Annotated in this window: 17 protein-coding genes and 1 pseudogene; 12 read left to right on the top strand and 6 right to left on the bottom strand. The window is 67.7% G+C overall.

Annotation, left to right across the window (positions count from 1 at the left end; genetic code table 11):
• Positions 1–37: 37 nt before the first annotated feature.
• Positions 38–823, bottom strand: a complete 786-nt coding sequence (locus tag BMZ43_RS07155) for a substrate-binding domain-containing protein (protein ID WP_093251664.1) — start codon at positions 821–823, stop codon at positions 38–40.
• A gap of 151 nt (positions 824–974) precedes the next feature.
• Here BMZ43_RS07155 and BMZ43_RS07150 point away from each other — a divergent pair, with 151 nt between their 5' ends.
• The 3 genes from BMZ43_RS07150 (at position 975) to BMZ43_RS07140 (ending at position 4,318) form a co-directional block, all read left to right on the top strand.
• Positions 975–1,652 (top strand): response regulator transcription factor, encoded by a 678-nt coding sequence (locus BMZ43_RS07150; RefSeq protein WP_093251656.1) that lies wholly within the window; start codon positions 975–977, stop codon positions 1,650–1,652.
• Positions 1,630–3,012 carry a sensor histidine kinase gene (locus tag BMZ43_RS07145; RefSeq protein WP_093251651.1) on the top strand — a complete coding sequence of 461 codons (1,383 nt, stop codon included), beginning with the start codon at positions 1,630–1,632 and terminating at the stop codon, positions 3,010–3,012. Before BMZ43_RS07150 ends, BMZ43_RS07145 begins: the two co-directional genes overlap by 23 nt.
• 136 nt (positions 3,013–3,148) lie before the next feature.
• Complete coding sequence (locus tag BMZ43_RS07140; protein ID WP_256562905.1) at positions 3,149–4,318, top strand: D-alanyl-D-alanine carboxypeptidase family protein; 1,170 nt, start codon at positions 3,149–3,151, stop codon at positions 4,316–4,318.
• 15 nt (positions 4,319–4,333) lie between these two features.
• Here the strand turns inward: BMZ43_RS07140 and BMZ43_RS07135 are convergent, their stop codons facing one another.
• On the bottom strand, positions 4,334–5,299 hold the full coding sequence (locus tag BMZ43_RS07135) for an alpha/beta hydrolase (protein ID WP_093251640.1): 966 nt from the start codon (positions 5,297–5,299) through the stop codon (positions 4,334–4,336).
• Between the two features lie 279 nt (positions 5,300–5,578).
• Between BMZ43_RS07135 and BMZ43_RS07130 the strand changes: the two genes are divergently transcribed.
• On the top strand, positions 5,579–6,571 hold the full coding sequence (locus BMZ43_RS07130) for a helix-turn-helix transcriptional regulator (protein WP_093251634.1): 993 nt from the start codon (positions 5,579–5,581) through the stop codon (positions 6,569–6,571).
• Between the two features lie 108 nt (positions 6,572–6,679).
• Positions 6,680–7,594 (top strand): SphA family protein, encoded by a 915-nt coding sequence (locus tag BMZ43_RS07125; protein ID WP_017641210.1) that lies wholly within the window; start codon positions 6,680–6,682, stop codon positions 7,592–7,594.
• Here the strand turns inward: BMZ43_RS07125 and BMZ43_RS07120 are convergent.
• Positions 7,591–10,485, bottom strand: coding sequence for a PAS domain-containing hybrid sensor histidine kinase/response regulator (locus tag BMZ43_RS07120; RefSeq protein WP_093251627.1), 2,895 nt, complete (start codon positions 10,483–10,485; stop codon positions 7,591–7,593). The genes BMZ43_RS07125 and BMZ43_RS07120 overlap by 4 nt on opposite strands.
• Before the next feature lie 393 nt (positions 10,486–10,878).
• Between BMZ43_RS07120 and BMZ43_RS07115 the strand changes: the two genes are divergently transcribed.
• Positions 10,879–12,195 carry an APC family permease gene (locus tag BMZ43_RS07115; RefSeq protein WP_093251623.1) on the top strand — a complete coding sequence of 439 codons (1,317 nt, stop codon included), beginning with the start codon at positions 10,879–10,881 and terminating at the stop codon, positions 12,193–12,195.
• Here the strand turns inward: BMZ43_RS07115 and BMZ43_RS07110 are convergent.
• Entirely contained in the window at positions 12,192–15,278 is a 3,087-nt protein-coding gene (locus BMZ43_RS07110; protein ID WP_093251620.1) for a hybrid sensor histidine kinase/response regulator, read from the bottom strand. The two genes, BMZ43_RS07115 and BMZ43_RS07110, sit on opposite strands and share 4 nt — an antisense overlap.
• A gap of 225 nt (positions 15,279–15,503) precedes the next feature.
• Between BMZ43_RS07110 and BMZ43_RS27235 the strand changes: the two are divergent.
• The 3 genes and pseudogenes from BMZ43_RS27235 to BMZ43_RS07100 all read left to right on the top strand — a co-directional run.
• A pseudogene (locus BMZ43_RS27235) lies at positions 15,504–16,268 on the top strand (MCP four helix bundle domain-containing protein); the annotation flags it as partial.
• Positions 16,242–17,123 (top strand): methyl-accepting chemotaxis protein, encoded by an 882-nt coding sequence (locus BMZ43_RS27230; protein WP_371099790.1) that lies wholly within the window; start codon positions 16,242–16,244, stop codon positions 17,121–17,123. The pseudogene BMZ43_RS27235 and the gene BMZ43_RS27230, both read left to right, overlap by 27 nt.
• Before the next feature lie 155 nt (positions 17,124–17,278).
• On the top strand, positions 17,279–17,587 hold the full coding sequence (locus tag BMZ43_RS07100; protein ID WP_017641205.1) for a hypothetical protein: 309 nt from the start codon (positions 17,279–17,281) through the stop codon (positions 17,585–17,587).
• On the opposite strand, the gene BMZ43_RS07095 is transcribed toward BMZ43_RS07100, so the two are convergent.
• The gene (locus tag BMZ43_RS07095) at positions 17,584–18,501 is read right to left on the bottom strand and encodes a GGDEF domain-containing protein (RefSeq protein WP_093251614.1); all 918 of its coding nucleotides are present in this window, start codon (positions 18,499–18,501) and stop codon (positions 17,584–17,586) included. The two genes, BMZ43_RS07100 and BMZ43_RS07095, sit on opposite strands and share 4 nt — an antisense overlap.
• 270 nt (positions 18,502–18,771) lie before the next feature.
• Between BMZ43_RS07095 and BMZ43_RS07090 the strand changes: the two genes are divergently transcribed.
• The 3 genes from BMZ43_RS07090 (at position 18,772) to BMZ43_RS07080 (ending at position 21,919) form a co-directional block, all read left to right on the top strand.
• On the top strand, positions 18,772–20,244 hold the full coding sequence (locus BMZ43_RS07090; RefSeq protein WP_093251611.1) for an iron-containing redox enzyme family protein: 1,473 nt from the start codon (positions 18,772–18,774) through the stop codon (positions 20,242–20,244).
• A gap of 69 nt (positions 20,245–20,313) precedes the next feature.
• Positions 20,314–21,276: a methyltransferase gene (locus BMZ43_RS07085; protein ID WP_093252795.1), complete on the top strand. Its 963-nt coding sequence runs from the start codon at positions 20,314–20,316 to the stop codon at positions 21,274–21,276.
• 64 nt (positions 21,277–21,340) lie between these two features.
• Positions 21,341–21,919: a glutathione S-transferase N-terminal domain-containing protein gene (locus BMZ43_RS07080; protein ID WP_017641201.1), complete on the top strand. Its 579-nt coding sequence runs from the start codon at positions 21,341–21,343 to the stop codon at positions 21,917–21,919.
• 48 nt (positions 21,920–21,967) lie between these two features.
• Here BMZ43_RS07080 and BMZ43_RS07075 read toward each other — a convergent pair whose 3' ends face one another.
• Positions 21,968–23,032 carry a 2,3-butanediol dehydrogenase gene (locus BMZ43_RS07075; RefSeq protein WP_093251608.1) on the bottom strand — a complete coding sequence of 355 codons (1,065 nt, stop codon included), beginning with the start codon at positions 23,030–23,032 and terminating at the stop codon, positions 21,968–21,970.
• Position 23,033 lies beyond the last annotated feature (1 nt).

Genomic DNA, 23,033 nt, shown 5'->3' with positions numbered 1-23,033 from the left:
GGGAGGAGGGGAGTCGCGAGGGCGACTCCCCTGGGGTTCACTGCGCGGGGATGGGCTTGAGGCCGCTGTCCTGGATGGCCTTGGCGGCGTCCTTCGAGGCCAGGTACTGCAGCAGGGCGCGGGCCGCATCCGGGTGCGTGCTCTTGCTGACCACGGCGCCGGAATAGAGGGTCATCTTCTGCGCCTGGTCGGGGATCAGGCCGACGATGTCGATGCCTTGCACGGGCTTCAATTCGCTCAGTTGCTGGAAGCCCAGCTGCGCGTCACCGCGGGCGACGACTTCGCCCACCGGCTCGGCGGGGATCATGCGCGCCTTGGCCTTGAAAGCATCGCTCAGCTGCATGCGCGGGAACAGGATGTGCGCCAGGTAGACGCCGCTGGCGCTGTCAGAATAGGCCACCGACTGGGCGTTCTCCAGGCTCTGCTTGAAGGCGTCCATGGTGGAGATGTCCGGCTTGGGCGCGCCCTTGCGCACCGCCAGGGCGATGAACGACTGGCCCAGGTCGACGCGGCTGTCCTTGAGCGCCTGGCCGTTGGCGACCAGCTTGTCCAGCGCCGAACCCACCATCAGCACCACGTCGGCCGGCTCGTTGCGGGCCAGGCGCTGGGGGATGGCCTGGGGCGTGTCGCCCATGGACGGCGCGGCGGCGATGTCCAGTTTCACGCCGGTGGCCTTTTCATAGGCCGGCGCGACCTCGCGGATGGCGCCCATGATCCCGCCCGAACTCAGCACCGTGAGGGTGGTGGCGGGTTGCGCCGCCAGCAGCGGCGTGGAAGCCAGCAGCAGGGCGCCGAAGGCGAGGGTGGGCAAACGTCGAAACATGGTGATGACTCCAGGGTGAAAAGACCGACGATAGACCGCGGGCGAGGCGGGAGCGCGTTAGTCCGAATGAAGAAAAATTTAGTTTACCGGCCTGGTGGTTTTCCCTAGGGTGTCCGGTCCGCCAGACCGGGCGCCAGATCCAGAGGCCGCTATGACCCAGGCTTTGGTCATCGAAGACGACGAGGTGACCGCTCACGCCATCGCCAGCGAATTGCAGGCGCAAGACTATCAGGTGCGCTGGGAACGCACCGGCCGCGACGGCCTGGCCGCGGCCATCGCCGGCGGCCACGACATCATCACCCTCGACCGCATGCTGCCGGATTTCGACGGCCTGACCATCGTCAGCACCCTGCGTGGCCTCGGCATCGCCACCCCGGTGCTGATGCTCAGCGCCCTGTCCGATGTCGACGAGCGCGTCCGCGGCCTGAGATGCGGCGGTGACGACTACCTGACCAAGCCCTTTTCCCTGGTGGAGATGATGGCCCGTCTGGAGGCACTGCTCAGGCGGCCGGTGGCCCAGTCCGCCAGTCACCAGCTGCGGGTGGGCGAGCTTACCCTGGACCTGATCGAGAACACCCTGACCCGCGCCGGCGAGGCCATCGCCCTGTTGCCCACCGAATTCAAGATCCTCACCTACCTGATGCGCAACGCCGGCCAACTGGTGACCCGCACCATGCTCTTCGAGCAGGTCTGGGGCTATCACTTCGATCCGGGCACCAACATCATCGACGTGCACATGGGGCGGCTGAGACGCAAGATCGAGCGGGCGGGGCGGCCGCTGGTGCATACCGTCCGCGGAGCCGGCTATGTCCTCGTCGTCCCGGACTAGGGCCGGCAGGCGCTGGCGCTCGGGGAGCAGTCGCCTGCTGGCGCTCTATGCGCTGCTCTTCGTGGCCTGGGGTGCGGTCTTCACCGGGGTGCTCTACTGGCAGATCTCCGGCTATCTGGGTGCCGTGGCGGAGCGCACCCTGCTGCAGCGGGCGCACTACTACGGCAAGGTGGCGGATGCCGACCTGCTGGGCGAGCTGCAGGCCAGCGAGGTCTATTCCATGCCCGGTATCGACGCCTACGGCCTGTTCGAAGCCGATGGCCGCTATGTCGCCGGCAACCTGGTCAAGCTCTTGCGCAACCTGCCGGACGATGGCCGGGTGCACTACCTGCAGCGGGGACTCCGGACCTCCGACGCCCTGGACCAGACGCGCAGCAGCCATGCCTTTCTGCAGCGCCGCGCGGACGGCCGCATCCTGGTGCTGGCCCGCGACGGCGGTTCCATTTCGGCGGTGGGCGGCATCATCGGCCAGGCGCTGTTCTGGGGGCTGTCGCTGACCTTGATTCCCGGGCTGATCGGCTGGCACCTGTTGCGGCGGCGCCCGCTGCGGCGCGTCGAGCGACTGCAACGCAGCCTGGAGCGGATCGTCGCCGGTCATCTGGAGGAGCGGCTGCCGCTGTCACCGCGGCACGACGAACTGGACATGCTGGCCGACGCGGTCAACACCACCCTGGCGCAGCTGGAGCGCTCGATGCACGAGGTGAAGGGGGTCTGCGACGGCATCGCCCATGACCTGCGCACCCCGCTGACGCGGCTGCGGGCGCGCCTGCACCAGCTGCAGCAGCTGCCGCTGGCCGAACCCCAGGCCGACAGCCTTGGCGAGGCGCTGGCCGAGACCGAGGCCATCATGTCGCGCTTCCAGGGCCTGCTGCGCATCTCCGAACTGGAGGACACCCGACGGCGCATGGCCTTCGCGCCCCTGGACCTGGCCGCGCTGCTGCGCCAGGCCCATGACTTCTACGAGCCCCTGGCCCAGGAAAAGGCCCAGACCCTGAGCCTGGAACTGGGCGAGGCGTTGCCGGAGGTGCAGGGCGACGCCGAGTTGCTGTTCGAGGCGCTGGTCAATCTGCTCGACAACGCCCTCAAGTTCGCCCCCGCGGGGGGACGGGTGCGGCTGGTGGCGCGCGGCGTCGGCCTGGCGGTGCGCATCGAGGTGATCGACGACGGCCCCGGCATTCCCGAAGCCGAGCGCGAGAGTGTGCTGCGGCGGCTCTATCGCGGCGATGCCAGTCGCCAACAGCCGGGCTACGGCCTGGGCCTGTCGCTGGTGGCGGCCATCGTCCGCCTGCATGGTTTCAGCCTGAGCATCGAAGCGGCCGAGCCGGTGGGCGCCCGGGTGGTCATCAACAGCGCCGGCTGAGGCGCGGCTTCCTAAATTTTTCTTCACTTTCCTTCATTTGAGACCGGGGCAGGGCGCTCCCAGGATGGCGGGCCCCACTGCCACACCGGATCCGTCGCCCGTGAAACACCCCTTGCTCTGCCTCGGTCTCGCCGCCCTGGGTCTCGCCTGGCTCGGCCAGGTCGAGGCCGCGCCCGCCGCTGCGCCCGCCGCTGCGCCCGCCGCTGCGCCCGCCGCCAATGTGCTCATTCCCTCGCCACCCCAGCTCTCGGCCAAGGCCTGGGTGCTGATGGATGCCACCACCGGCCAGGTGATCGCCGAGGAGGATTCCCACGAGCACCTGCCGCCGGCCAGCCTGACCAAGCTGATGACCGTCTATGTGGCGACCCGTGATATCCAGGCCGGCCAGCTCAAGGCCGACGATCAGGTCACCGTCAGCGAGCACGCCTGGCGCACCGAGGGCTCGCGGATGTTTCTCGATCCGCGCACCCCGGTGTCGGTGCATGATCTGCTGCAGGGCATCGTCATCGATTCGGGCAACGACGCCAGCGTGGCCCTGGCCGAGCACATCGCCGGCAGCAACGAGAGCTTCGCCAGCCTGATGAACGCCACCGCGCAGCGCCTGGGCCTGCACGACAGCCACTTCATGAATCCCACCGGGCTACCCGACCCCGAACACTTTTCCTCGCCCTACGACATGGCGCTGCTGGCGCGGGCCATCATCCAGGACGAGTCGGCCTACTATGAGCTCTATGCCAAGAAGTACTTCACCTGGAACGGTATCCGCCAGCCCAATCGCAATCTGCTGCTCTGGCGCGATCACAGCGTGGATGGTCTCAAGACCGGTCATACCGAGGCGGCCGGCTATTGCATGGTGACCTCGGCACTGCGCGATGGGCGCCGGCTGATCACCGCGGTGTTCGGCTCCAACTCCATCAACAACCGCGCGGCGGATACCCAGAAGCTGCTGACCTACGGCTATCGCTTCTTCGAGAACCAGACCCTGGACCAGGCCGGCGTCGCCCTGGGTACCCCGGCGATCTGGGAAGGCGAGCAGTCGACCTTGCCGGTGGGGGTGACCCAGGACGTGGTGCTGACCCGCCCCAAGGGTCAGCAGCCGCCCGAGCGTCGGCTGGTGCTGGAGGAGCCGCTGGTGGCGCCCATCGCTCAGGGCGCGGTGGTCGGGCGCCTGGAGCTGGTGGCTGGCGAGCGCATCCTGCAGACCCGGCCGCTGGTAGCCCTAGAGGCGGTGGAGCAGGCCGGCTGGTGGTCACGCTGGCCGGAGCATCTCTACCGGCTGGTGCTGCACTGGTTCGGCCGGATCTGACCGGCGCGGGCGGCCCTAGGCCTCGTGCTGCAGATGCTCGCGTAGAAAGGCGTTCATCCGCGTCAGGGTCAAGCGCACGCCTGGCAGCACCCCGAGCATCTCGATGAAGCCATGGATCATGCCCGGCAACTCGTGGTACTCCACGGCGTTGCCGGCGCCGATCAGCGTCTGGGCGTAGAGGCGGGCGTCATCGCGCAGGGCGTCGCATTCGGCGCCAAAGATCAGCGCCGGCGGCAGGTCGGCGTGGGAGGGGGCATGGAGGGGTGACACCCGCGGATCGCGGGTATCCACGTCCCGCAGATACATCCCGGAGAAGTAATCCATCATCGGCCGGGTCAGGGGCGGGACCTCGGCATTCTCGATGCGCGAGGGGTGGTTCCAGGCGTCGGGCGTGTTGTCGACGCCGGGATAGATCAGCACCTGGGCCTTGAGCCGGAGCGGTCCTTCGCGCAGGTGCAGGGCAGCCATGGCCGCCAGGCCGCCGCCGGCGCTGTCGCCGGCCACGGCGACGCGGTCGAGATCGAGATTCAGGGCGCTGCCGGCCTGGGCCAGCCAGTGCAGGGCGGCCAGCACATCGTCGGGGCTCGCCGGTGCCGGATGCTCGGGGGCGAGAGCATAGTGCACCGCCAGCACCGCAAAGCCGGTGCCCAGGGCGATCTGGCGGCAGAGCGAATCATGGCTGTCCAGGTCGCCGATCACCCAGCCACCGCCGTGCAGATAGACCACCAGCGGGCGCGGTCGATCGTCTTCCGCATAGGGGCGGTAGAGGCGCAGCGGGATGGGGCCGAGCGGACCGGGAGCGCTGAGTTCGTCCACCCGCGTCACCGGCGCCGGCGGCAGGCCGAGGGCGCGATTCAGCTGCACATAGGCGGCGCGCGCCTGCGCCGGGGTGAGGCTGTCCAGCGGCGGCTGCGGGTGGGCGGCCAGCTGCGCCAGCAGGCCGGCAACCTCGGGAGTGAGGCGCGCGAAGACGTCGGGCATGGGGCTTCTCCTGTGGTCCCGGGCGCCAGGATGGACGCCGGGTCGCCGCCAGCCTCGCCGCAGACTTTGGGCGGGTCTATCGATCAGATGAACGATGGCGACCGGCGTTGGACCCCGGTTCGCGCGCGGCCGTTGCGCGGACGCGCGGGTAGCAGAGGGCGGCCTATCCTGCATCTGAACGATAGGCGCGCCGCAGCGGTACGGTAGACTCGGACCCAAGCCAGGCCCCGTCAGGGGGCCGGCATCCTACCCAAAGACAATCAAAACAATGGGGGTAGCATGGATCAGTCAGCCGTCGTTTCCTGCAGCGTGCCCAGTGCGGTGGTCGCTCGCTTCAGCCAGGTCGTCCTGGCGCTGCAGGCCCGCCTGCGTGGCGGGGCCATCACCGAATTCCATGCCCAGGCACTGGAGCAGCTGCAGCGCCTGGTCGCCTTCGACAAGGCCTGGTGGGGCAACTCCGCCTGGCGCGACGGCGTCCCCGTGGCGCACAGCACCTTCCTGTTGGGGCTGCCTGGCAGCTATACCCAGGAATGGGATGCCCTCAAGGCCGAGGACCACGCCCTTGGCGACCTGCATCAGGAGCAGGGCCGCTGTCAGCTGTTCGATTGCCGGGACCAGAGGGCCGCGCCGGCCCTGGCCGCCCTGGGGCAGCGGTATGGACTGGCGCATGGCCTGCGCATCGTGCTCACCGACGACCAGACCCGCCTGGGCGTGCACCTCACCCTGTTCCGCGAGGATCCCGCCGCCCCCTTCACCGCCCTCGAATGCCAGCTGGTGGAATGGCTGATGCCGCACCTGCTGCATGCCGAGCGCGAGAGTTGCCTGCGCACCCTGGCGACCCTGAGAGACAGCCAGGGCAGTTTCGACGAAACGGCCCTGGCGGTGTGCGATCGCTATGGCGTGCTGCTGTCCATGGAGCCCGGCTTCGCCGCCCTGCTGGCCGGCGAGTGGGAGGGTTGGCAGGGCAATCGCCTGCCGCCCGCCTGCGATCCTCAGGGCACCTACCAGGGCCGCACCCTGCAGCTCGATGCCCAGCCGCTGGGCGATCTGCTGCTGCTCAAGGCGCGTCGGCGCAGTTCGGCGGAACGCCTCAGCGCCCGAGAACTGGAAGTGGCCCAGTGCTTCGCCCTGGGCCAGACCTACAAGGAAGTCGCCCGCAGCCTGGGCATGGCGCCGGCCACGGTCCGCCATCACCTGAGGCGCATCTACGAGAAGCTCGGCGTCAACCGCAAGGCGCAGATCGCCCAACAGGTCGCCGCCGCGCCGGACTGATCCTCCCCCGATCCCCTATGCCAAGACTGGGCGCCGCCCGTGCCCGGTGAGGCCTCGCTCGCCCGCTCGAATGCCCTGAGGAATCCTGCCATGCCGTCTCTGCCCGGAATGCTGACTCGCGCCGCCGTCCTGTCGCTCGCCGCGCTGGCCGCCACCACCCACGCCACCGAAAAGGGCATGCCGACCACCGCGGCCGGGGTGCAGGACTTCGGCGCCGGCTTCATGCCGCCGTCGACGCCCTTCGGTACGGTCGGCCTGCGCTTCAGCGACTATCAGGCACGGGTGATCAAGGACAGCCATGGCAAGGACGATGGCAACGATTTCAACATCAACGTCCTGGCCATCGGCCTGGCCTACCTGCGCATGACCGACCAGCAGCTGTTCGGTGCGCGCTACGGCTTCGGCGCGGTCTCGGTGTTCTTTCGCATGGACGCCGATCTCGGCATCAACGCCGGCGGCCAGCGCGTGTTCAGCGACAGCGCCGAGCTGTTCCGCCCGGCCGATCTGCAGCTGATTCCGCTGATCCTCGCCTGGGAGCCAGCGCCTGGCGTCGGCATCAACACCCAGCTGTCGATCCAGGCACCTACCGGCGACTACGACAAGGATCGCCTGGTCAGCCCCGGGACCAACCACTGGACGGTCTCGCCGATCCTCAACGCCAGCTATATCAGCCCGAGCGGACTGGAGCTGTCGTCCAGCTTCCAGGTCGACCTCAATGCCCGCAACGCGGCCACCGACTATCGCAGCGGGGTGGAGTATCGCCACGAATTCGCCGTCGGCCAGCATTTCGGCCCCTGGACCGCGGGCCTGGGCGGCTACTACTACCGCCAGCTCAGCGACGACGACGCCCCCGGCCTGACCCGCGGCAACCGTGCCCGGACGCTGGCACTGGGGCCGGCGCTCAGCTTCTTCGAGCCCACCTCGGGGCTACCGGCCATCTGGCTGCACGCCTACAAGGAATTCGAGGCGCGCAACCGGGCAGAGGGCTATACCGTGGCGCTGAAGCTCGGCGCCAGCTTCTAGACCGCACCCATCATCTCGCGCACCCGCGCCGCCAGGGCATCGACGGCGAAGGGCTTGGTGAGGATCTCCATGCCGGGATCCAGATGGCCATTGCCGATGGCGGCGTTCTCGGCATAGCCGGTGATGAACAGCGTCTTGAGCCCCGGGCGTGACTGGCGCCCCGCATCGGCCATCTGCCGCCCGTTCATGCCGCCGGGCAGGCCGACGTCGGTGATCAACAGGTCAAGGTGCACGTCCGATTGCAGAATCTTCAGACCCGTCAGGCTGTCGGCCGCTTCGATCACCGCGTAGCCGAGGTCTTCGAGAATATCCATGACCAGCATCCGCACCGTCGGCTCGTCGTCGACGATCAGCACCGTTTCGCCCTGGCTGGTACCGGCCACGTCCAGGCGGGTGGCCAGGCCTTCGGCGGCCGGTGCCTCGCCCAGGTAGCGCGGCAGGTAGATGCACAGGGTGGTGCCCTGGCCGACTTCGGAGTAGAGCCGCACCTGGCCGCCTGACTGACGAGCGAAGCCATAGATCATCGACAGGCCCAGGCCGGTGCCCTGGCCGATGGGCTTGGTGGTGAAGAAGGGTTCGAACACCCGGGCGGCGACCTCGGGCGGTATGCCCACCCCGGTATCGGTCACGCACAGCGACAGGTATTGGCCTTCCGGCAGGTCCTGAGCGCGGGCGATTTCACGATCCATCCAGCGATTGGCGGTTTCGATGGTGATGCGACCGCCCTTGGGCATCGCGTCGCGGGCATTGATGCAGAGATTGAGCAGCGAATTCTCCAACTGGCTGGGGTCCACCAGGGCGGGCCAGAGGCCGGCGGCGCCGACGGTTTCCACCTGGATGCCAGGACCCACGGTGCGCTGGATGAGTTCGGTGAGGCCATCGATCAGCTGGTTGACGTCCACCGGGCGTGGCGCCAGGGTCTGGCGCCGGGAGAAGGCCAGCAGTCGGTGGGTGAGGGCGGCGGCGCGCTTGGCGGCGCCCTGGGCGGCCACCAGATAGCGATCGAGTTCGCGCAGCCGTCCCTGGGCGATGCGCGTCTCCATCAACTCCAAGGCACCGGAGATGCCGGCCAGCAGGTTGTTGAAGTCGTGGGCGAGGCCGCCGGTCAACTGGCCGACCGCCTCCATCTTCTGCGACTGGCGCAGCTTTTCCTCGGCCTGCATCAACTCGGCCGAGCGTTCGGCGACCCGGATCTCCAGGGTCTCGTTGAGGGTCCGCAGGGCGGCCAGGGCCTTGTCCCGCTCGGCTTCGATGGCTCGCCGCTCCTCGACGTCGATGAGCACCCCGGGAAAGTGCAGCGGGGTGCCGTCGGCGGCGTGATCGACCCGGCCATTGGCCTCGATCCAATAGTAGCGGCCATCGGCGCGCCGTACCCGGTACTGGTGGGCGAAGGGACCGCCCTGGGCGATCACGACGTCGATGGCGTGGGCGAGACCGTCCTTGTCGTCGGGATGGACGTTGGTCACCACCTGGGCCAGGCTCAGACCTTCGCGACCCAGGCGCGGGTCGAGGCCGAAGACCGTGGCGAAGGCCTCGTCCACGGTGAATCGGTCGGTGGGCAGGTCCCAGTGCCAGGTGCCGATGATGGCGCCAGCGGACAGAGCCAGCTGCACCCGCTCGATGTTTTCCCGCGCCAGGGCCTCGCTGATGCGCAGCCGTTCCTCGGCGTTGCGCCGCTCGGTCACGTCGCTGAAGAGGATGGCGATCTGGCGTTCGTCGGGATCGCCCACCCGCACGGCGCGGACATCGAACCAGCGCTCGAAGGTGTTGGCGTAGTTCTCGAAGGTCGCCGGCTCGCCGGTCTTGGCCACGTGGCCGTAGGTATCGAACCAGAACCGTTCCAGGTTGGGGGCGAATTCGGTCACCCACTTGCCGCGCAGGTTGACCCCGGCTTGGCGTTCGAAGGCCGGGTTGGCCTCCAGGAAGCGGTAGTCGATGGGCTTGTCGTCGGCGTCGAACTTGACCTGGACGATGGCGAAGGCCGAGCCGATGGTCTCGATGATGGCGCGAAAGCGTTCCTCGCTCTTGCGCAGGGCGGTTTCGGCGGTCTGCAGTTGGCTCATGTCCAGCATGGCGCCGATCATCCGCGTCGGGCGGCCGTAGCTGTCGCGGATCACCCGGCCGCGATCGAACACCAGGGCGTAGGAGCCGTCGGCCCGCAGGAAGCGGTACTCGTCGGTCCAGACCACGCCGTCGCCATCAATCACCCCGTGGATGGAAGCATCGATCCGTGCGCGGTCGTCCGGGTGGATCTGGCCGAGCCACCAGCTGCCAGTGGGTTCCACGGTTTCCGGCAGGTGACCATAGGCCGTGGTCAGGGCTTCGTTCCACAGGACCTGGCCACTGTTGAAGTCCCAATCCCAGATGGCGTCGTTGGTGGCTTCGGCCACCAGGCGATAGCGCTCCTGGGTTTCCTTGAGCGCCAGGCCCGCCAGGTGTTCGACGGTGCGATCGCGCAGGATCTTGACGAAGCCCAGGGGCTCCCCGTCTTCGTCGGTGAGGGCCATCATCTCCCCCGAGGCCCAGAAGCGCTGGCCGTCCTGGCGCAGGTGCCAGCGCTCGTCTAGGGCGCTGCCGTCCCTCAGGGCCTTGGCCATCTCGTATTCGGCGCGATGGTTGGCGCGGTCTTCGGGGGTGAAGAAACGCGAGGCTTGCTCGCCGATCATCTCCCGAGCGCTCCAGCCCATGACCTGCTCGGCACCCGGATTCCAATCGGTGATGCGCCCCTGACGGTCGCTGACCACGATGGCGAATTGGGTAGTGCTTTCCAGCACCGCGCGACTACGAGCCTTGCTGGAGCGGGGCGCGGCAGGCTGCAGGGCGGCACGCAGGCGCAGAACTTCGGCTTCGAGCTCTGCGCGGGTCAGCGTGGCCAGGGGTACCTCACTCATCTTGCTGGAAATCCTCGGCGAAAGCGGTCACGGGAGGGTTGGACCGCGAAAAACGCCAGAGTGTGGCGGGCGCGCTTCGGGCAGAAAAGCCTCTGCCGCTGATCGGCAAGCCGACTGGATGAGAGGACGCTCCAGCGCGAGAAAAGCACTGCGCCTTAGAGCGAGACGGCGACCTGGTCCAGTCGCCTGGCCTAGAGCAGGGCAAGCGAGGCGGGCAGGGCAGCGAAACCGGCACGTCCGAGCGACGGCCAGGCCTGCAAGGCGCCCGCAGGTTCGCTGGATGAACGGTCCGCGCCTGGAACCCGGTCGTCGCCCGCGCTCTCTACGGTTGCACGAGACGGACCCGGCAAGGGTTCGCCGCTTTCCCTTCGATCGCTCAAGGAGCACCACCGCATGGCCCAGGAATCCTCAGCCGCACCGGGCGCACTCAAACGCGCCATCACCCTGCCCATGCTGTTGTTCTTCATCCTGGGCGACGTTCTGGGCGCGGGCGTCTATGCCCTGGCGGGCACCATCGCCGGCCGGGTCGGCGGCGCCATCTGGGCACCCTTACTGATTGCCCTGCTGTTCGCCCTGCTGACCGCGGCCTCCTATGCCGAGCTGGTCACCAAGTACCCCAAGGCCGGCGGGGCGGCGGTGTTCGCCGAACGGGCCTTCGGGCGGCCCTGGCTATCCTTCCTGGTAGGCTTCTCGATGCTGGCCGCCGGGGTCACCAGCGCCGCGGGATTGGCCGTGGCCTTTACCGGTGGCTATCTGCAGGCGCTGGTGCCCTGGCCCGCCAGCTGGGTCTGCCTGGGCTTTCTGCTGTTGATAGGCCTGCTCAATGCGCGCGGCATCAAGGAGTCGCTGTCGGTCAATCTGGTGATGACCCTGATCGAGCTGTCAGGTCTGGTGATCGTCGTCGCGGCGGCGGCCTGGTTCGTCGCCCAGGGGCAGGGCGAGCCGGCGCGGCTACTGGAAGTGGATGCGCCCTCGGCCACCGTGGCCATTCTCAGTGCTTCGCTATTGGCCTTCTACTCCTTCGTCGGCTTCGAGACCTCGGCCAACCTGGCGGAAGAGGTACGGGACGTCAGCCGGGTCTATCCGCGGGCGTTGTTTGGCGCTCTGGTCATCGCCGGTATCGTCTACATGCTGGTAGGCGCCGGCGCCGCCCTGGTGCTGCCGGTGGCGCAGCTCAAGGCCTCGGGTGCGCCGCTGATGGACGTCCTCGGCGCCTCGGGCCTGGGCGTGCCGACCCGAGTGTTCGCCGTCATCGCGCTCATCGCGGTGGCCAATGGCGCGCTCCTGACCATGATCATGGCCAGCCGTCTGGCCTACGGCATGGCTCGTCAAGGCCTGCTGCCCGCGGTGCTCGGCCGGGTGCTGCCACGGCGGCAGACTCCCGGCATCGCCATCCTCGCCACCACCGCGGTGGCCATCGCCCTGACCTTCACCAGCACCCTGGATGTGCTGGCCGAAACCGTGGTGCTGCTGCTCCTGGTGGTGTTCATCAGCACCAACCTGGCGGTGCTGGTGCTCAAGCGCGACCGGGTCGAGCATCCGCATTTCCGCGTGCACTGGATCTTCCCGGTGCTGGCCCTGGCCTCCTGCGCGCTGCTGATCGCCCAGCAGGGCGCGGCGACCTGGTGGCGCGCCGGGCTGATGCTGCTGGTGGGCGTGGCGCTCTATGGGCTGACGCGGCTGGCCGGCGCGCGCCGGGTAACGGCCTAGGCGCCCACCAGGGCATAGAGGGTCTGCATGTCGGCCGGCTTGGTCAGGTGATGATCGAAGCCGGCCGCCAGGGCCTCGGCCTTGTCCTGGGCCTGGCCCCAGCCGGTCATGGCGATCAGCTTGACGGCCTGACCGGCCGGCGTCTCGCGGATCGCCCGCGCCAGTTGATGACCGGTCAGGCCCGGCATGCCGATATCCGAGATGACGATCTCGGGGCCGTAGCTCTGGAACAGGGTCAGGGCCTGCTGGCCATCGTAGGCGACACGCACCTCGTGGCCGTCCAGCTCAAGGAGTTCGGCGATGGTGTCGGCGATGTCGGAGTTGTCGTCTGCGACCAGGATCCGGCGGGTGGCGGGCGCCGCCGAGGTGGCCGCCACGGCCTCCTGCTCTGTGGCCGGGGGCGCCACCGTCAGCGGCAGGTTCACGGTGAAGCGGCTGCCCTGGCCCAGGCCGGCGCTGGTGGCGGCGATGTCGCCGCCCTGCAACCGTGCCAGCTCGCGGGAAAGGGCCAGGCCGATACCCAGGCCAGGCGAACGCTCCGCCAGGCGTGGATCGATCTGGCCGAACATCTGGAACAGATCGCTCAGGCGTTCTGGGGCGATACCGATGCCGTTGTCGGCAATCTCCACCCGTACCTCTTCGTCACCCGTGGAGACGGCGAGCACGATCCGACCGCCCTCCGGGGTGTAGCGGGCGGCATTGCCCAGCAGGTTGACGAAGATCTGCTCCAGGCGCAGCGGGTCGGCGTACAGCCAGAGCGGCGCCTCGGGCAGGTGCAGGTCGAAGCGCTGGCGCTTGTCCTGCATCGGCGCCAGGGTCGCATCGGCCGCTGCCTCGAGTACCGACTGCAGGGTGACGAAGGTGTTGTGCAGGGTGATGCGGCCGAAGGTGATGCGCGAGATATCCAGCAGGTCGTTGAGCAGGGCGCCCATGCGCTCCACCTGCCGCTCGATGGTCTGGCAACTGCGCTGTTGCTGTTCGGGCGACGCCTGCGGCGCGGCGATCAGTGCCGCCGCGTGGCGAATGGGCGCCAGGGGATTGCGCAGTTCATGGGCCAGCACGGCGAGGAATTCGTCCTTTTGCCGATCGTTGTCGCGCAGCTGCTGCTCCTGGCGCTTGCGTTCGCTGATGTCCAGAAACCACACCGCGACGTTGCCGTCGAAGGGCGTGGCGCCGATCTGCAGCCAGCAACTGGCGCCCTGGGCATCCGGGCCCTGCAATTCGACGGACCAGGCGACTTCCTCGGCCTGGTGGTCCGCGCAGAGCTGCAGGATGCGGGTGCTGGCCCAGGGCAGGCGGGCGTTGGCGTCACGGCTGTCGAGACCCAGGGTGGTGGTCCCAATGGGGTTGAGATAGTCCCAGGCGAAAGTGCCTTCGGCAGCGGGTACGGCGATGCCAAAGGACACCTGCGAGCTTTCCAGCGCCACCCGCAGGCGGCGTTGCGACCGCAGGGCAGCCTCCTGGATACGGGCACGATCGATCACCAGCACCGCCTTGGACGCGCACAGGTCGGCCAGGCGCTGCTCGCGCGGCGTGGGCTCGCGTGCCTCCGGCAGGTGCACGGTGAGGGCGCCCAGGGTGCCGTGCAGGGTGCTGCGCAGCGGCACGGCATGTACGGCTGCGAAACCCAGGCGGCAGCCGATGGCGGCCAGGGCGGAGAGTTCGGGTGCCTTTGCCAGGTCGGGCACCAGCACCCGTTCACCCTGCTCGATGGCGGCTGCACAGACACTCTCCGCGGGAGCCAGGGCGGTCAGGCGTGCCTGGTCCTCGGCCGAGAAACCGGCGGTGACATAGAGCCGTGGCGGCTGGCCGTCTTCCACCAAGGACACGCAGCCCAGGGGCGTCTGATGAAAGCGACAGAGGACGTCGAGAATCTCCTGCAGCTGCTGTGGCAGTGAAGGCAGTTGCAGCAGGCGATGATTGAGCCGTTGCAGGATTTCCAGGTCGGCGACCTGCAACTGCAGCTGCGCCTGGCTCAGTTGCAGGCCGCGCAGGTAGTCGTCGCGCTCCTCTTCGATCAGCCGCCGGGCTTCGGCGGCGGCCAGCAGCGCTTCGCCCACCTGGCGGATCTCCAGCACGTCGCTGTCGGGCAATACCGGCGGCAGGCGCCTGCCCAGGGCCTGAGCGGCCTCCTGCAGGGCCTGCACCGGACGGCTGATGCGCCGTGACAGCAGCAGGGCTACCGTCCAGGCAAAGGCTACCGACAGCACCAGGCCGCCGCCATAGAGGGCGAAGGAGCGATTGGCGGCCGCGGCCACCTCTTCGGTGGGGATCGCCGTGGTCACCGTCCAGCCGGAATCGGGCAGGCGCACGAAGGCCGTATAGACGTCGTGGCCTTCCCGGGTACGCGAAGTGCCGACGCCTTCTTCGCCCGGCTGCGCCAGGATCTCCGCCAGACCTGGCAGGGCCGGCTCGCCCAGGCTTTCCTCGTGCCGGCTGGTACGAGCGATGCGCCGGCCATGGCGATCGAATACCGAACCCACCCAGTCCTTGGGCAGGGCGCGGGTCAGGCGCGCCGCGCGGATGCTCTCCGGCGTCATCACCGCGGTCAGCACGAAATTCAGTCGACCCTCGCGCAGCACCGGGACCCGGATCGGAAAGGCCAGAAGGCCGGCGGGACCGCGGCCGAGTTGCCCGATCACTGGCCGGCGTTGGGCGAGTACCTCGGCAAAGCTGTCCGGTTCGGCGAGAGGACCGCCAACGGGCCGGTTGACGCTCGATATCCGCCGGACGACCTGGCCGTCCGGCGTGGCGAGCAGCACCGTTCGCCAACCTGGCACCAGCGGCAGGATGCGCCCGACCAGGGTTTCGAAATCGCTCAGGTCGCCCGTCCGCAACAGGGGCGACTCGGCCAGCGCCTGGAGAATGGTCACCGAGCGGCGCAATTCGCTTTCGATGGTGGTCGCGGCTTGGCGACTGGACTCCAGTGCCCGCTGTTCGGCTTCGTGCTGCTGGTGTTGCACAAGCAGCCAGAGTCCCAGGCCGGCTACCAGCGCCAGGGGCACGATTCCGGCGAAGGCGATGGCCAGCAGGCGATTGCGCAAGGGGACCAGACGCGCAGGGCGAAGCTTCGTCGGCGGCATGGGGATTTCGATTGAGGAAAAGTCTCATTCTAGCCTGACTGTGCATGGCATTTTGCCAGGGCGGCGGTTGCTCGTCAGGTTGACACATTCCCCTGGAGCCCGCGTCAGCTCTAGCCTGCAGCTCGTGGGGGGTACGCCGTTGATCGCCGATGGGTGGCTATTCAGCCAGTAACGGTAGCGCCGACCAGAAGGGGTGAATACGCCTTTCCTGCCTGGAGTTGCGCCATGCGTACCCTGAAATTGTCGGCCCGTTCGGCCGTGTGTTTTGCCGCCGTTACCCTGTTGCTGCTGGTACTGGCGGTTACTTCGGCCGTGGGCTTGAATTCCCTGTACCAGGCCGAACAGGATGTCGAGACCAACTGGATGGCCAGCATCGCGCAAACGGCGAAGATGGATAGCCTGGTACTCAGGTTGCGTCTGGAAACCCTGCGCATGGTGGCCTCGGAAGACGAGCAGATGAAGCAGACCGCCGCGGCGACCATCACCCAGGCACGCGGCCAGCTGCAGAAGGAAGTGGCGGCTTATCAGGCCCTGGTCGCTTCGCCCGAGGAGCAGCGGTTGGCCGATGCCGTGTCCGCCGGCGTCAAGGCCTACGACGCACGTCTCGACGAGATCGTTGCCATCGCCCGGACGCGTCCGGCCAGCGAAGGGACCGCCTACGTCAATGCCAATATCCGTCCGCTGACCAACGACCTGCAGGAGAAGATCGTCGCCCTGGGTGACTTCAACCAACGCGGCGCCAAGCAGGCGGGCGAGCTGGCCAACCAGACCTATAGCCGTAACCTCTGGCTGCTCGGGATCATCTCCGCCGTGGCCGTGGTGCTTACCGTGGTGCTGGCCGTGCTCTACACCCGCAGCATCCTGCAGCCGCTGCGCCAGGTGCTGGCCATCAACAAGCGCATTGCCGAAGGCGATCTGCGGGTCGCGGCCCAGGCAACCGGTCGAGACGAGATGGCCGACCTGATGCGCGCCACGGTGCAGATGCAGCAGACCCTGCGCGACACCGTCAGCCACATTGGCGAGGCCTCGACCCAACTGGCGTCCGCCGCCGAAGAGATGAATGCCGTGACCGACGAGGCCAGCCGTGGCCTGCAGCGCCAGAATGGCGAGGTGGAGCAGGCTGCCGCGGCGGTCAACGAGATGACCGCCGCCGTCGAGGAGGTGGCACGCAACGCCGCCTCGGCCTCGACCTCGGCGCAGCAATCCGAGCGTTCCACCGGCCTGGGCGCGGCCCGCGTCACCGAGACCGTCAACGCCATCCATTCGCTGACCAGCACCGTGTCCCACACCAGCGAGCAGATCGTCGCTCTGGCCGGTCAGGCGCAAGGCATCGCCACCGTGGTCGATGTGATCCGCGGCATCGCCGAGCAGACCAACCTGCTGGCGCTGAACGCCGCTATCGAAGCCGCCCGAGCCGGTGAACAGGGCCGCGGCTTCGCCGTGGTCGCCGACGAGGTGCGCGCCCTGGCCCATAGAACCCAGGAATCCACCCGCGAGATCGAGCAGATGATCGGCGGCATCCAGAGCGGTTCGGAAGGCGCCGTGCAGGCCATGCAACGCAGCCGCGACGAGGCCACCGCCACCCTGAAGATCGCCAACGAAGCCGGCGCCGCCCTGGAGGAGATCGCCCGCTCCATCACCGAGATCAACGAGCGCAACTTCCTTATCGCCACGGCTTCGGAAGAGCAGGCCCAGGTCGCCCGGTCGGTGGACCAGAATCTGGTCAGCATCCGCGATCTGTCGATGCAGACCTCGGCCGGTGCCCACCAGACCGCAGCGGCCGCCCATGAGGTCTCGCGCCTGGCGGTGGATATGAATCGCCTGGTTGGCCGCTTCTCGGTCTGATCCGGACGTAAAGGTCAGGAAAGGCCCTGCCGAGAGCGCCTCGGTGGGGCCTTTTCGTTTCCAGGCCGCTGGCGGGCAGGGGTTGCAGGACCAACGGACGGGAACCCATCCGGGGTGCGCCAGGGTCTGCAGCCAATACCCCAGGAGAGACGGCCATGTACCTCGTCCAGTTGCTGCTACCCCTCAACGACAATGACGGCCAGCGCCTGCCAGGGGCGCTGTTTCAGGAGGTGCGCCAGGTGTTGGTCGAGCGCTTCGGCGGCCTGACCGCCTTCAGCCGCGCCCCGGTCGAAGGTCTGTGCCAGGACGAGGCCGACCGGGTCGAGGACGATGAGTTGCTGGTCTACGAAGTGATGACCGAGACCCTGGATCGGGCCTGGTGGGACGGCTATCGCCGCCAGCTGGAAACGGCCTTCCGCCAGCGCGAAATCCTGATTCGCGCCCAGCCCACGGAACGACTCTAGGCCTCGGCCAGTACGACCCGCGCACGTCCAGCCCGCTTGGCCTGGTAGAGGGCGGCGTCCGCCCGACGGATCAGCTCATGGACGTTGAGCGTGCCATCGACGCAGTGGGCGATGCCGATGGATGAGGTGGTACTCAGGGTGACGCCCTGGATGTGCCAGGGTTCCTGCAGGGCGCGGCACAGGCGCTCGGCCATGGCCAGGGCGGCAGTGGGCGTGGTATCGCACAGGTAGACGATGAATTCGTCACCGCCGATACGGCCGAGCAGATCCTCCCGCCGCAGGCAGGCGCTGACCCGGGCGACGAACGCCACCAGGAGCAGATCGCCGAACTCGTGGCCGAATTCGTCGTTGATGGCCTTGAAGCGGTCGAGATCCAGGTAGAAGAGGGCACAGGGGCCGCTGGCGTCGCTGGCTCTGTGGCGTGCGATCTGGTCGAGAATGCTGCGCCGATTGGCGACCCCGGTCAGGGCGTCCAGATAGGCCAGGGACTTGTAGCGACTCTCGCTTTCCTGCAAGGCGGTCTCCGCCAATTTGCGCTCGGTGACATTGCGGCTGACGATGGTCAGCAGCCGGCGTTCGCCTCGTGCGTCGAAGTGCGGGGTCTTGACCACTTCCCAGGTATTGATACGTCCATCCGGACCCATGAAGGACTTTTCGACCAGCGTAGGCGCGGCGTTCTGCCAAGCGAGTTCGTCGGTCTGGATGTTGTAGACGAACGCCTCGGCAAAGGCGGGAAAGCGTTCGATCAATTCGGCATCGGTGACGCCGACGTAGTCGAAGCCGACCATGGCATAGGCTTCGAGCACGATACGGTTGACGAACAGCCAACGCCCCTGGCCGTCCTTGGCGACGATGAACTCCTGGATCGAGTCGAGGAGGGCGCGAAGATCGACAGCGGAATCGACAGGGGACATGGGCAGGGCCTGGAAGTCGAACGAATTGTCGGGTTATCGGCCTGGCGCGGCGGGAACTGAGGTCTGTCGTCCGGTCACCCGTCGCCGTGTTGTCGGGGAGAGGAGGCAGGTAAGGCGATCGGGGCGTTCGCCGACGAATGGCAGACCGGGCAGGCGCAGGCGTTTGACGGCTTCAAGCGAGACGGCCGCCTCGTGCGTTCGGACCGGTCGGAACCAAGCTGTGGCCTGCAGGCCGAATAGGGTATTCATCAGCTGCCAGATGTGCCCTCTATGCAGACCACTACAAGAGCCGTGACCGGCCAGCACCCTGGGTCGACTCCCGTCGCCTTGGAACCCGCCAAGGCGCTCTATCGCGAGCTGCTGGTGGAAAAACCCAGCCATGGTGCGCGGGAGCAGGCGCGGCACTATCTCGATGACCAGCTGCAGGCCGTGAGTGCCATGCAGGCCGACCTCCCGGCGGATCCCCAGGCGCTGGACGCCTGGGTGCTGGAGAACAACGCCCGGGTCGGCGCCCAGTACCAGGACTATCTGGCTGCCCGCAAAGCCGGCGCACCGCGGCGCTATTTCGGCAGCAAGGCCCATGCGCTGTACTTCCTGCGTGGCGTGGCGCCCACCAAGCTGGTGGATGGTGCCTGGCTCTATGGCACGCTCGCCCACTGGGACGACTTGCGCTATCGCGCGGCTATCCAGATCTACCTGGAGGAACTGGGTGACGGTCAGCCCGACAAGAATCATGTGGTGCTCTATCGCAAGCTGCTGGCCAGCCATGGCTGTGAAGATTTCTCGCAGTTGAGCGACGATCACTATGTCCAGGGCGCCATCCAGTTGGCTCTGGCCTATAACGCCGATCACTACCTGCCCGAGGTGCTGGGTTTCAACCTTGGTTACGAGCAGCTGCCGCTGCACCTGCTGATCACCTCCTACGAGCTCAACGAACTGGGTATCGATCCCTATTACTTCACCTTGCATGTGACCGTCGACAATGCCGGCACCGGTCATGCGCGCAAGGCGCTGCAAGCCGTGCATGACGCCATGCCCGCCGAGGGCCGCGCTGTCTTCTACCAGCGCGTGGTGCAGGGCTACCTGCTCAATGAACTGGGCGCCAGCACCACCTCGGTGATCGGCGGCTTCGAGCTGGAACAGGCGGTGATCGAGGTACTGGCGGAAAAGAGTACCGTTGGCCGCTATGTGCATTCGGACTATTGCCGCATCGGTGGCCGTAGCGTCAGCGACTGGTTGACCGATCCCGCGCAGATTCCCGAATTCCTCCAGGTGATGCAGGAGCAGGGCTGGATCAAGCGTCATGAAGACCCGACCAACAGTCGCTTCTGGCGCCTGATCCAGGGTGAGCGCGCCGAGATGTTCGGCGTCTTCACCGCCTACGAGCAGCAGCTGATTCACGACTGGATCGCCGGTGACTTCGTGCACAGCGGCGCCCGGCACCAGGCGGCCGCCGAGCGGGTGTCCGTCTTGCCGCGCCGCGAGGTGAGCTTTCGCGCTCGCCAGCGTCAGCAGGAGCGTCTGTGTCCAGCGCTGGAAGCCGAGCAGGGCACGGCGGCCAATGCGAGCAAGGCCCAGGCGAGCGACTTCGATAGTGATGAAGTCGCCCTGGAGCAGCGTCTGGCTAGCCAGCCCAGCCGCGCGGCCGCCATGGCATTACTGGTGGAGCAGCTGTCACCGGCGCGCCACCACAGCCGTGCCGGTCTGCTGGCGACACGACTGTTCGCCTCCCTGTTGGGCTGATCCCTATTCAAGGACCCGCAAGGGTCCTTTTCATTTCGACTGTCATTGAAGGAACCACCCGTGACGGCCATGGAACATCCCGAACGCATCGCGACCAGCCCTGACGCGGTCGCTGCCCTGAAACTGCTGATCGAGACGCTGCGTGCAGCGGACTATCACTTCATCACGCCCACCCCGGCCTCTCACGCGCGGGTCAATGTCCGGCCAGGCAACGCCTGGGCGCGGGATCTGCAGGGCATCTTCGGCTGGAGCCGGCCGTTTTCCCCCGAGCTGCTGCCTGGCTCTCTAATCGACACCCTGGCGGCAGCCGAGCTGCTGACCGCGGTGCCGGGCGGCTGGCGCAGTCGGGTGCGGGTATCGAGCCTGGGTGACCAGTTGTTCGTGCATTCCGCCTATCCCACCGAGGATGCCGATGCGGTGTTCTTCGGCCCCGACACCTATCGCTATGCCAATGCCCTGGAAGCCCAGTTGCGCTTCGAGACCGGTGACATCCGCCGCGCCGTGGACATCGGCAGCGGGGCCGGTCCCGGCGCCATCCTGGTCGCCCTGGCGCGGCCCGATGCCGAGGTGCTGGCGGTGGACATCAACGAGCGCGCCCTGGCGCTGACCCGGGTCAATGCCGAGCTGGCCGGTGCCGACAATGTCAGCGCGTGCTACAGCAACCTGCTGAACGATGTGGCGGGCGACTTCGATTTCATCCTGTCCAATCCCCCTTATCTGGTCGATCCCGGCGAGCGCGCCTATCGCCATGGTGGCGGTCCCCTCGGGGCTGGCCTGTCGCTGGCCATCCTGGACACGGCGCTGCAGCGCCTGGCGCCGGGCGGCACCCTGCTGCTCTATACCGGCGTCGCCATGGTCGAGGGTCGTGATCCCTTCCTCGAAGAAGTCCGCACCCGCCTGGACGGCCAGGACGTGGCCTGGCGCTATCGCGAGCTGGATCCGGATGTCTTCGGTGAAGAACTGGAAGCGGGCGTCTACGCCCATACCGATCGCATCGCCGCGGTCGTGCTGACGGTGACGCGGCCGCACTGAGGGTGCACGGCAGCGGCTACACTGGCGGGTGCCTCTATCGCCCGCCCGTGTCCCGGAGTCCGCCATGCAACTGCTGCTGAACCAGACCTCACCCTACGCCCGCGCCGCGCGCGTCACCGCCCTCGAAGCTGGCTTCGGCGAGCGTCTTGAGCTGGTGTGGAGCGATCCCTGGAACGACGATCCGACCTTGCTGGCCGCCCATCCCGGCAACAAGGTCCCGGTACTGATCACCGACGAGGGCATCGCCCTCAGCGAGACCCTGCTGATCTGCCTCCATCTGCATCTGTTGGCCGGCGGCAGTCCGCTTTCCGCCAAGCGCCTGCAACTGGCCGGTCTGGGCCAGGGCCTGATCGACGCGGCCTTCGGCACGGTGATCGCCCGCAAGCATGGCGGTGCGGCCCAGGATGAGTCGGTGCTGGGCGCCCGTCGGCTGGCGGCCATCGACCGGCTGCTGGTGCGCTTGGACGAGGCTTCCACACTGGATGCAGAGGACCTCGATTTCAGCCACTACCTGGTGGCGGTCGGCCTCGACTACCTGAGCTTTCGGCTGCCGGAAATCGGCTGGTCCGCGCACTCGCAGCTGGTGGCCTTTCACCAGCGGCTCCTGGCGCGTCCCAGCTTTGCCGCGACGGCTTTCCAGTAAGGCAAAAAAGCCCCACGCGGCGGCCCCCGCCGACCGCGTGGTAAAGCCCTAGAGCTCGATCAGGATCTTCAGCTGGGTCCCGGCCTTGTCCAGCAAGGCTTCGAAGCCCTGTTCCACCACGTCGTCCAGCGCGATGTGGCGGGTCACGACCTTCTCCGCCGGTAGCTGGCCGCTGGCGATCAGCGCTGCTACCTGGGGCCACATCAGCGTCGAGTAGCACCAGGAGCCGCGCAGGTCGACGTCCTTGTAGGTCAGGGTGAAGCCATCCAACGCCGGCGGCTTGCCCTGCATCCCCACCTGGACCACCACACCCTGGCGGCGGACCGCTTCCAGGCACAGCCCCAGCGGTGCCTCGGCGCCCACGCATTCGAAGGCCACATCCACCCCCACGCCCCCGGCGGTGCGGGCACGCACCTCGCGCAGCACATCGGTGCTGCCGGGATTCAGGGTGATGAGCCCCTCCACCAGGCGGTGGGCCATCTCCAGCCGGTTGTCGTTGAGGTCCACCAGGAAGATCCGGGTGGCCCCGGCCGCGCGGGCGGCCATGACCTGCAGCTGGCCGATGGGCCCGGCGCCGGCCACCAGCACGCTGTCGCCGGGCTTCACGCCGCCCCGGTGAGTGGCATAGACGGTCACCGCCGTGGGCTCGATCAGCGCCGCGTGCTCGGTGCTGAGGTCGTCCGGCATGGGGATGGCGTTGTAGTCCTCCACCAGGGAGTACTCGGCCATGCCGCCCCAGGGATGGGACAGGCCGATGATGGCCAACTGTTCGCTGAGCTGGTACTGGCCGCGGCGGCCGTAGTAATCGTCCCGTGGCGACACCATCGGCTGGATGGAGACCCGGTCACCGGGCTTCACCGACGTCACCTGGCTGCCCACGGCCTCCACCACGCCGGAATACTCGTGGCCAAGGATCTGCGGCACCTTACCGCCGGTGTAGCTGTGCGGCGCGGTGGGAATGAAGATGGGACCGCCAAGGTACTCGTGCAGATCGGTACCGCAGATCCCGCAGAACTGGTTTTTCACCAGGACCTGGGTAGGGCCCGGCGCGCCGGGAACCGGGACGTCTTCCACCCGGATATCGCGGGCGGCATGGAAACGGGCTGCTTTCATC

The organism is Pseudomonas sp. Snoq117.2, assembly GCF_900110545.1.
Classification (GTDB): domain Bacteria; phylum Pseudomonadota; class Gammaproteobacteria; order Pseudomonadales; family Pseudomonadaceae; genus Chryseomonas; species Chryseomonas benzopyrenica.
Note: the sequence above shows the minus strand (reverse complement) of the source record. Positions and strands in the feature narration are given on the sequence as shown.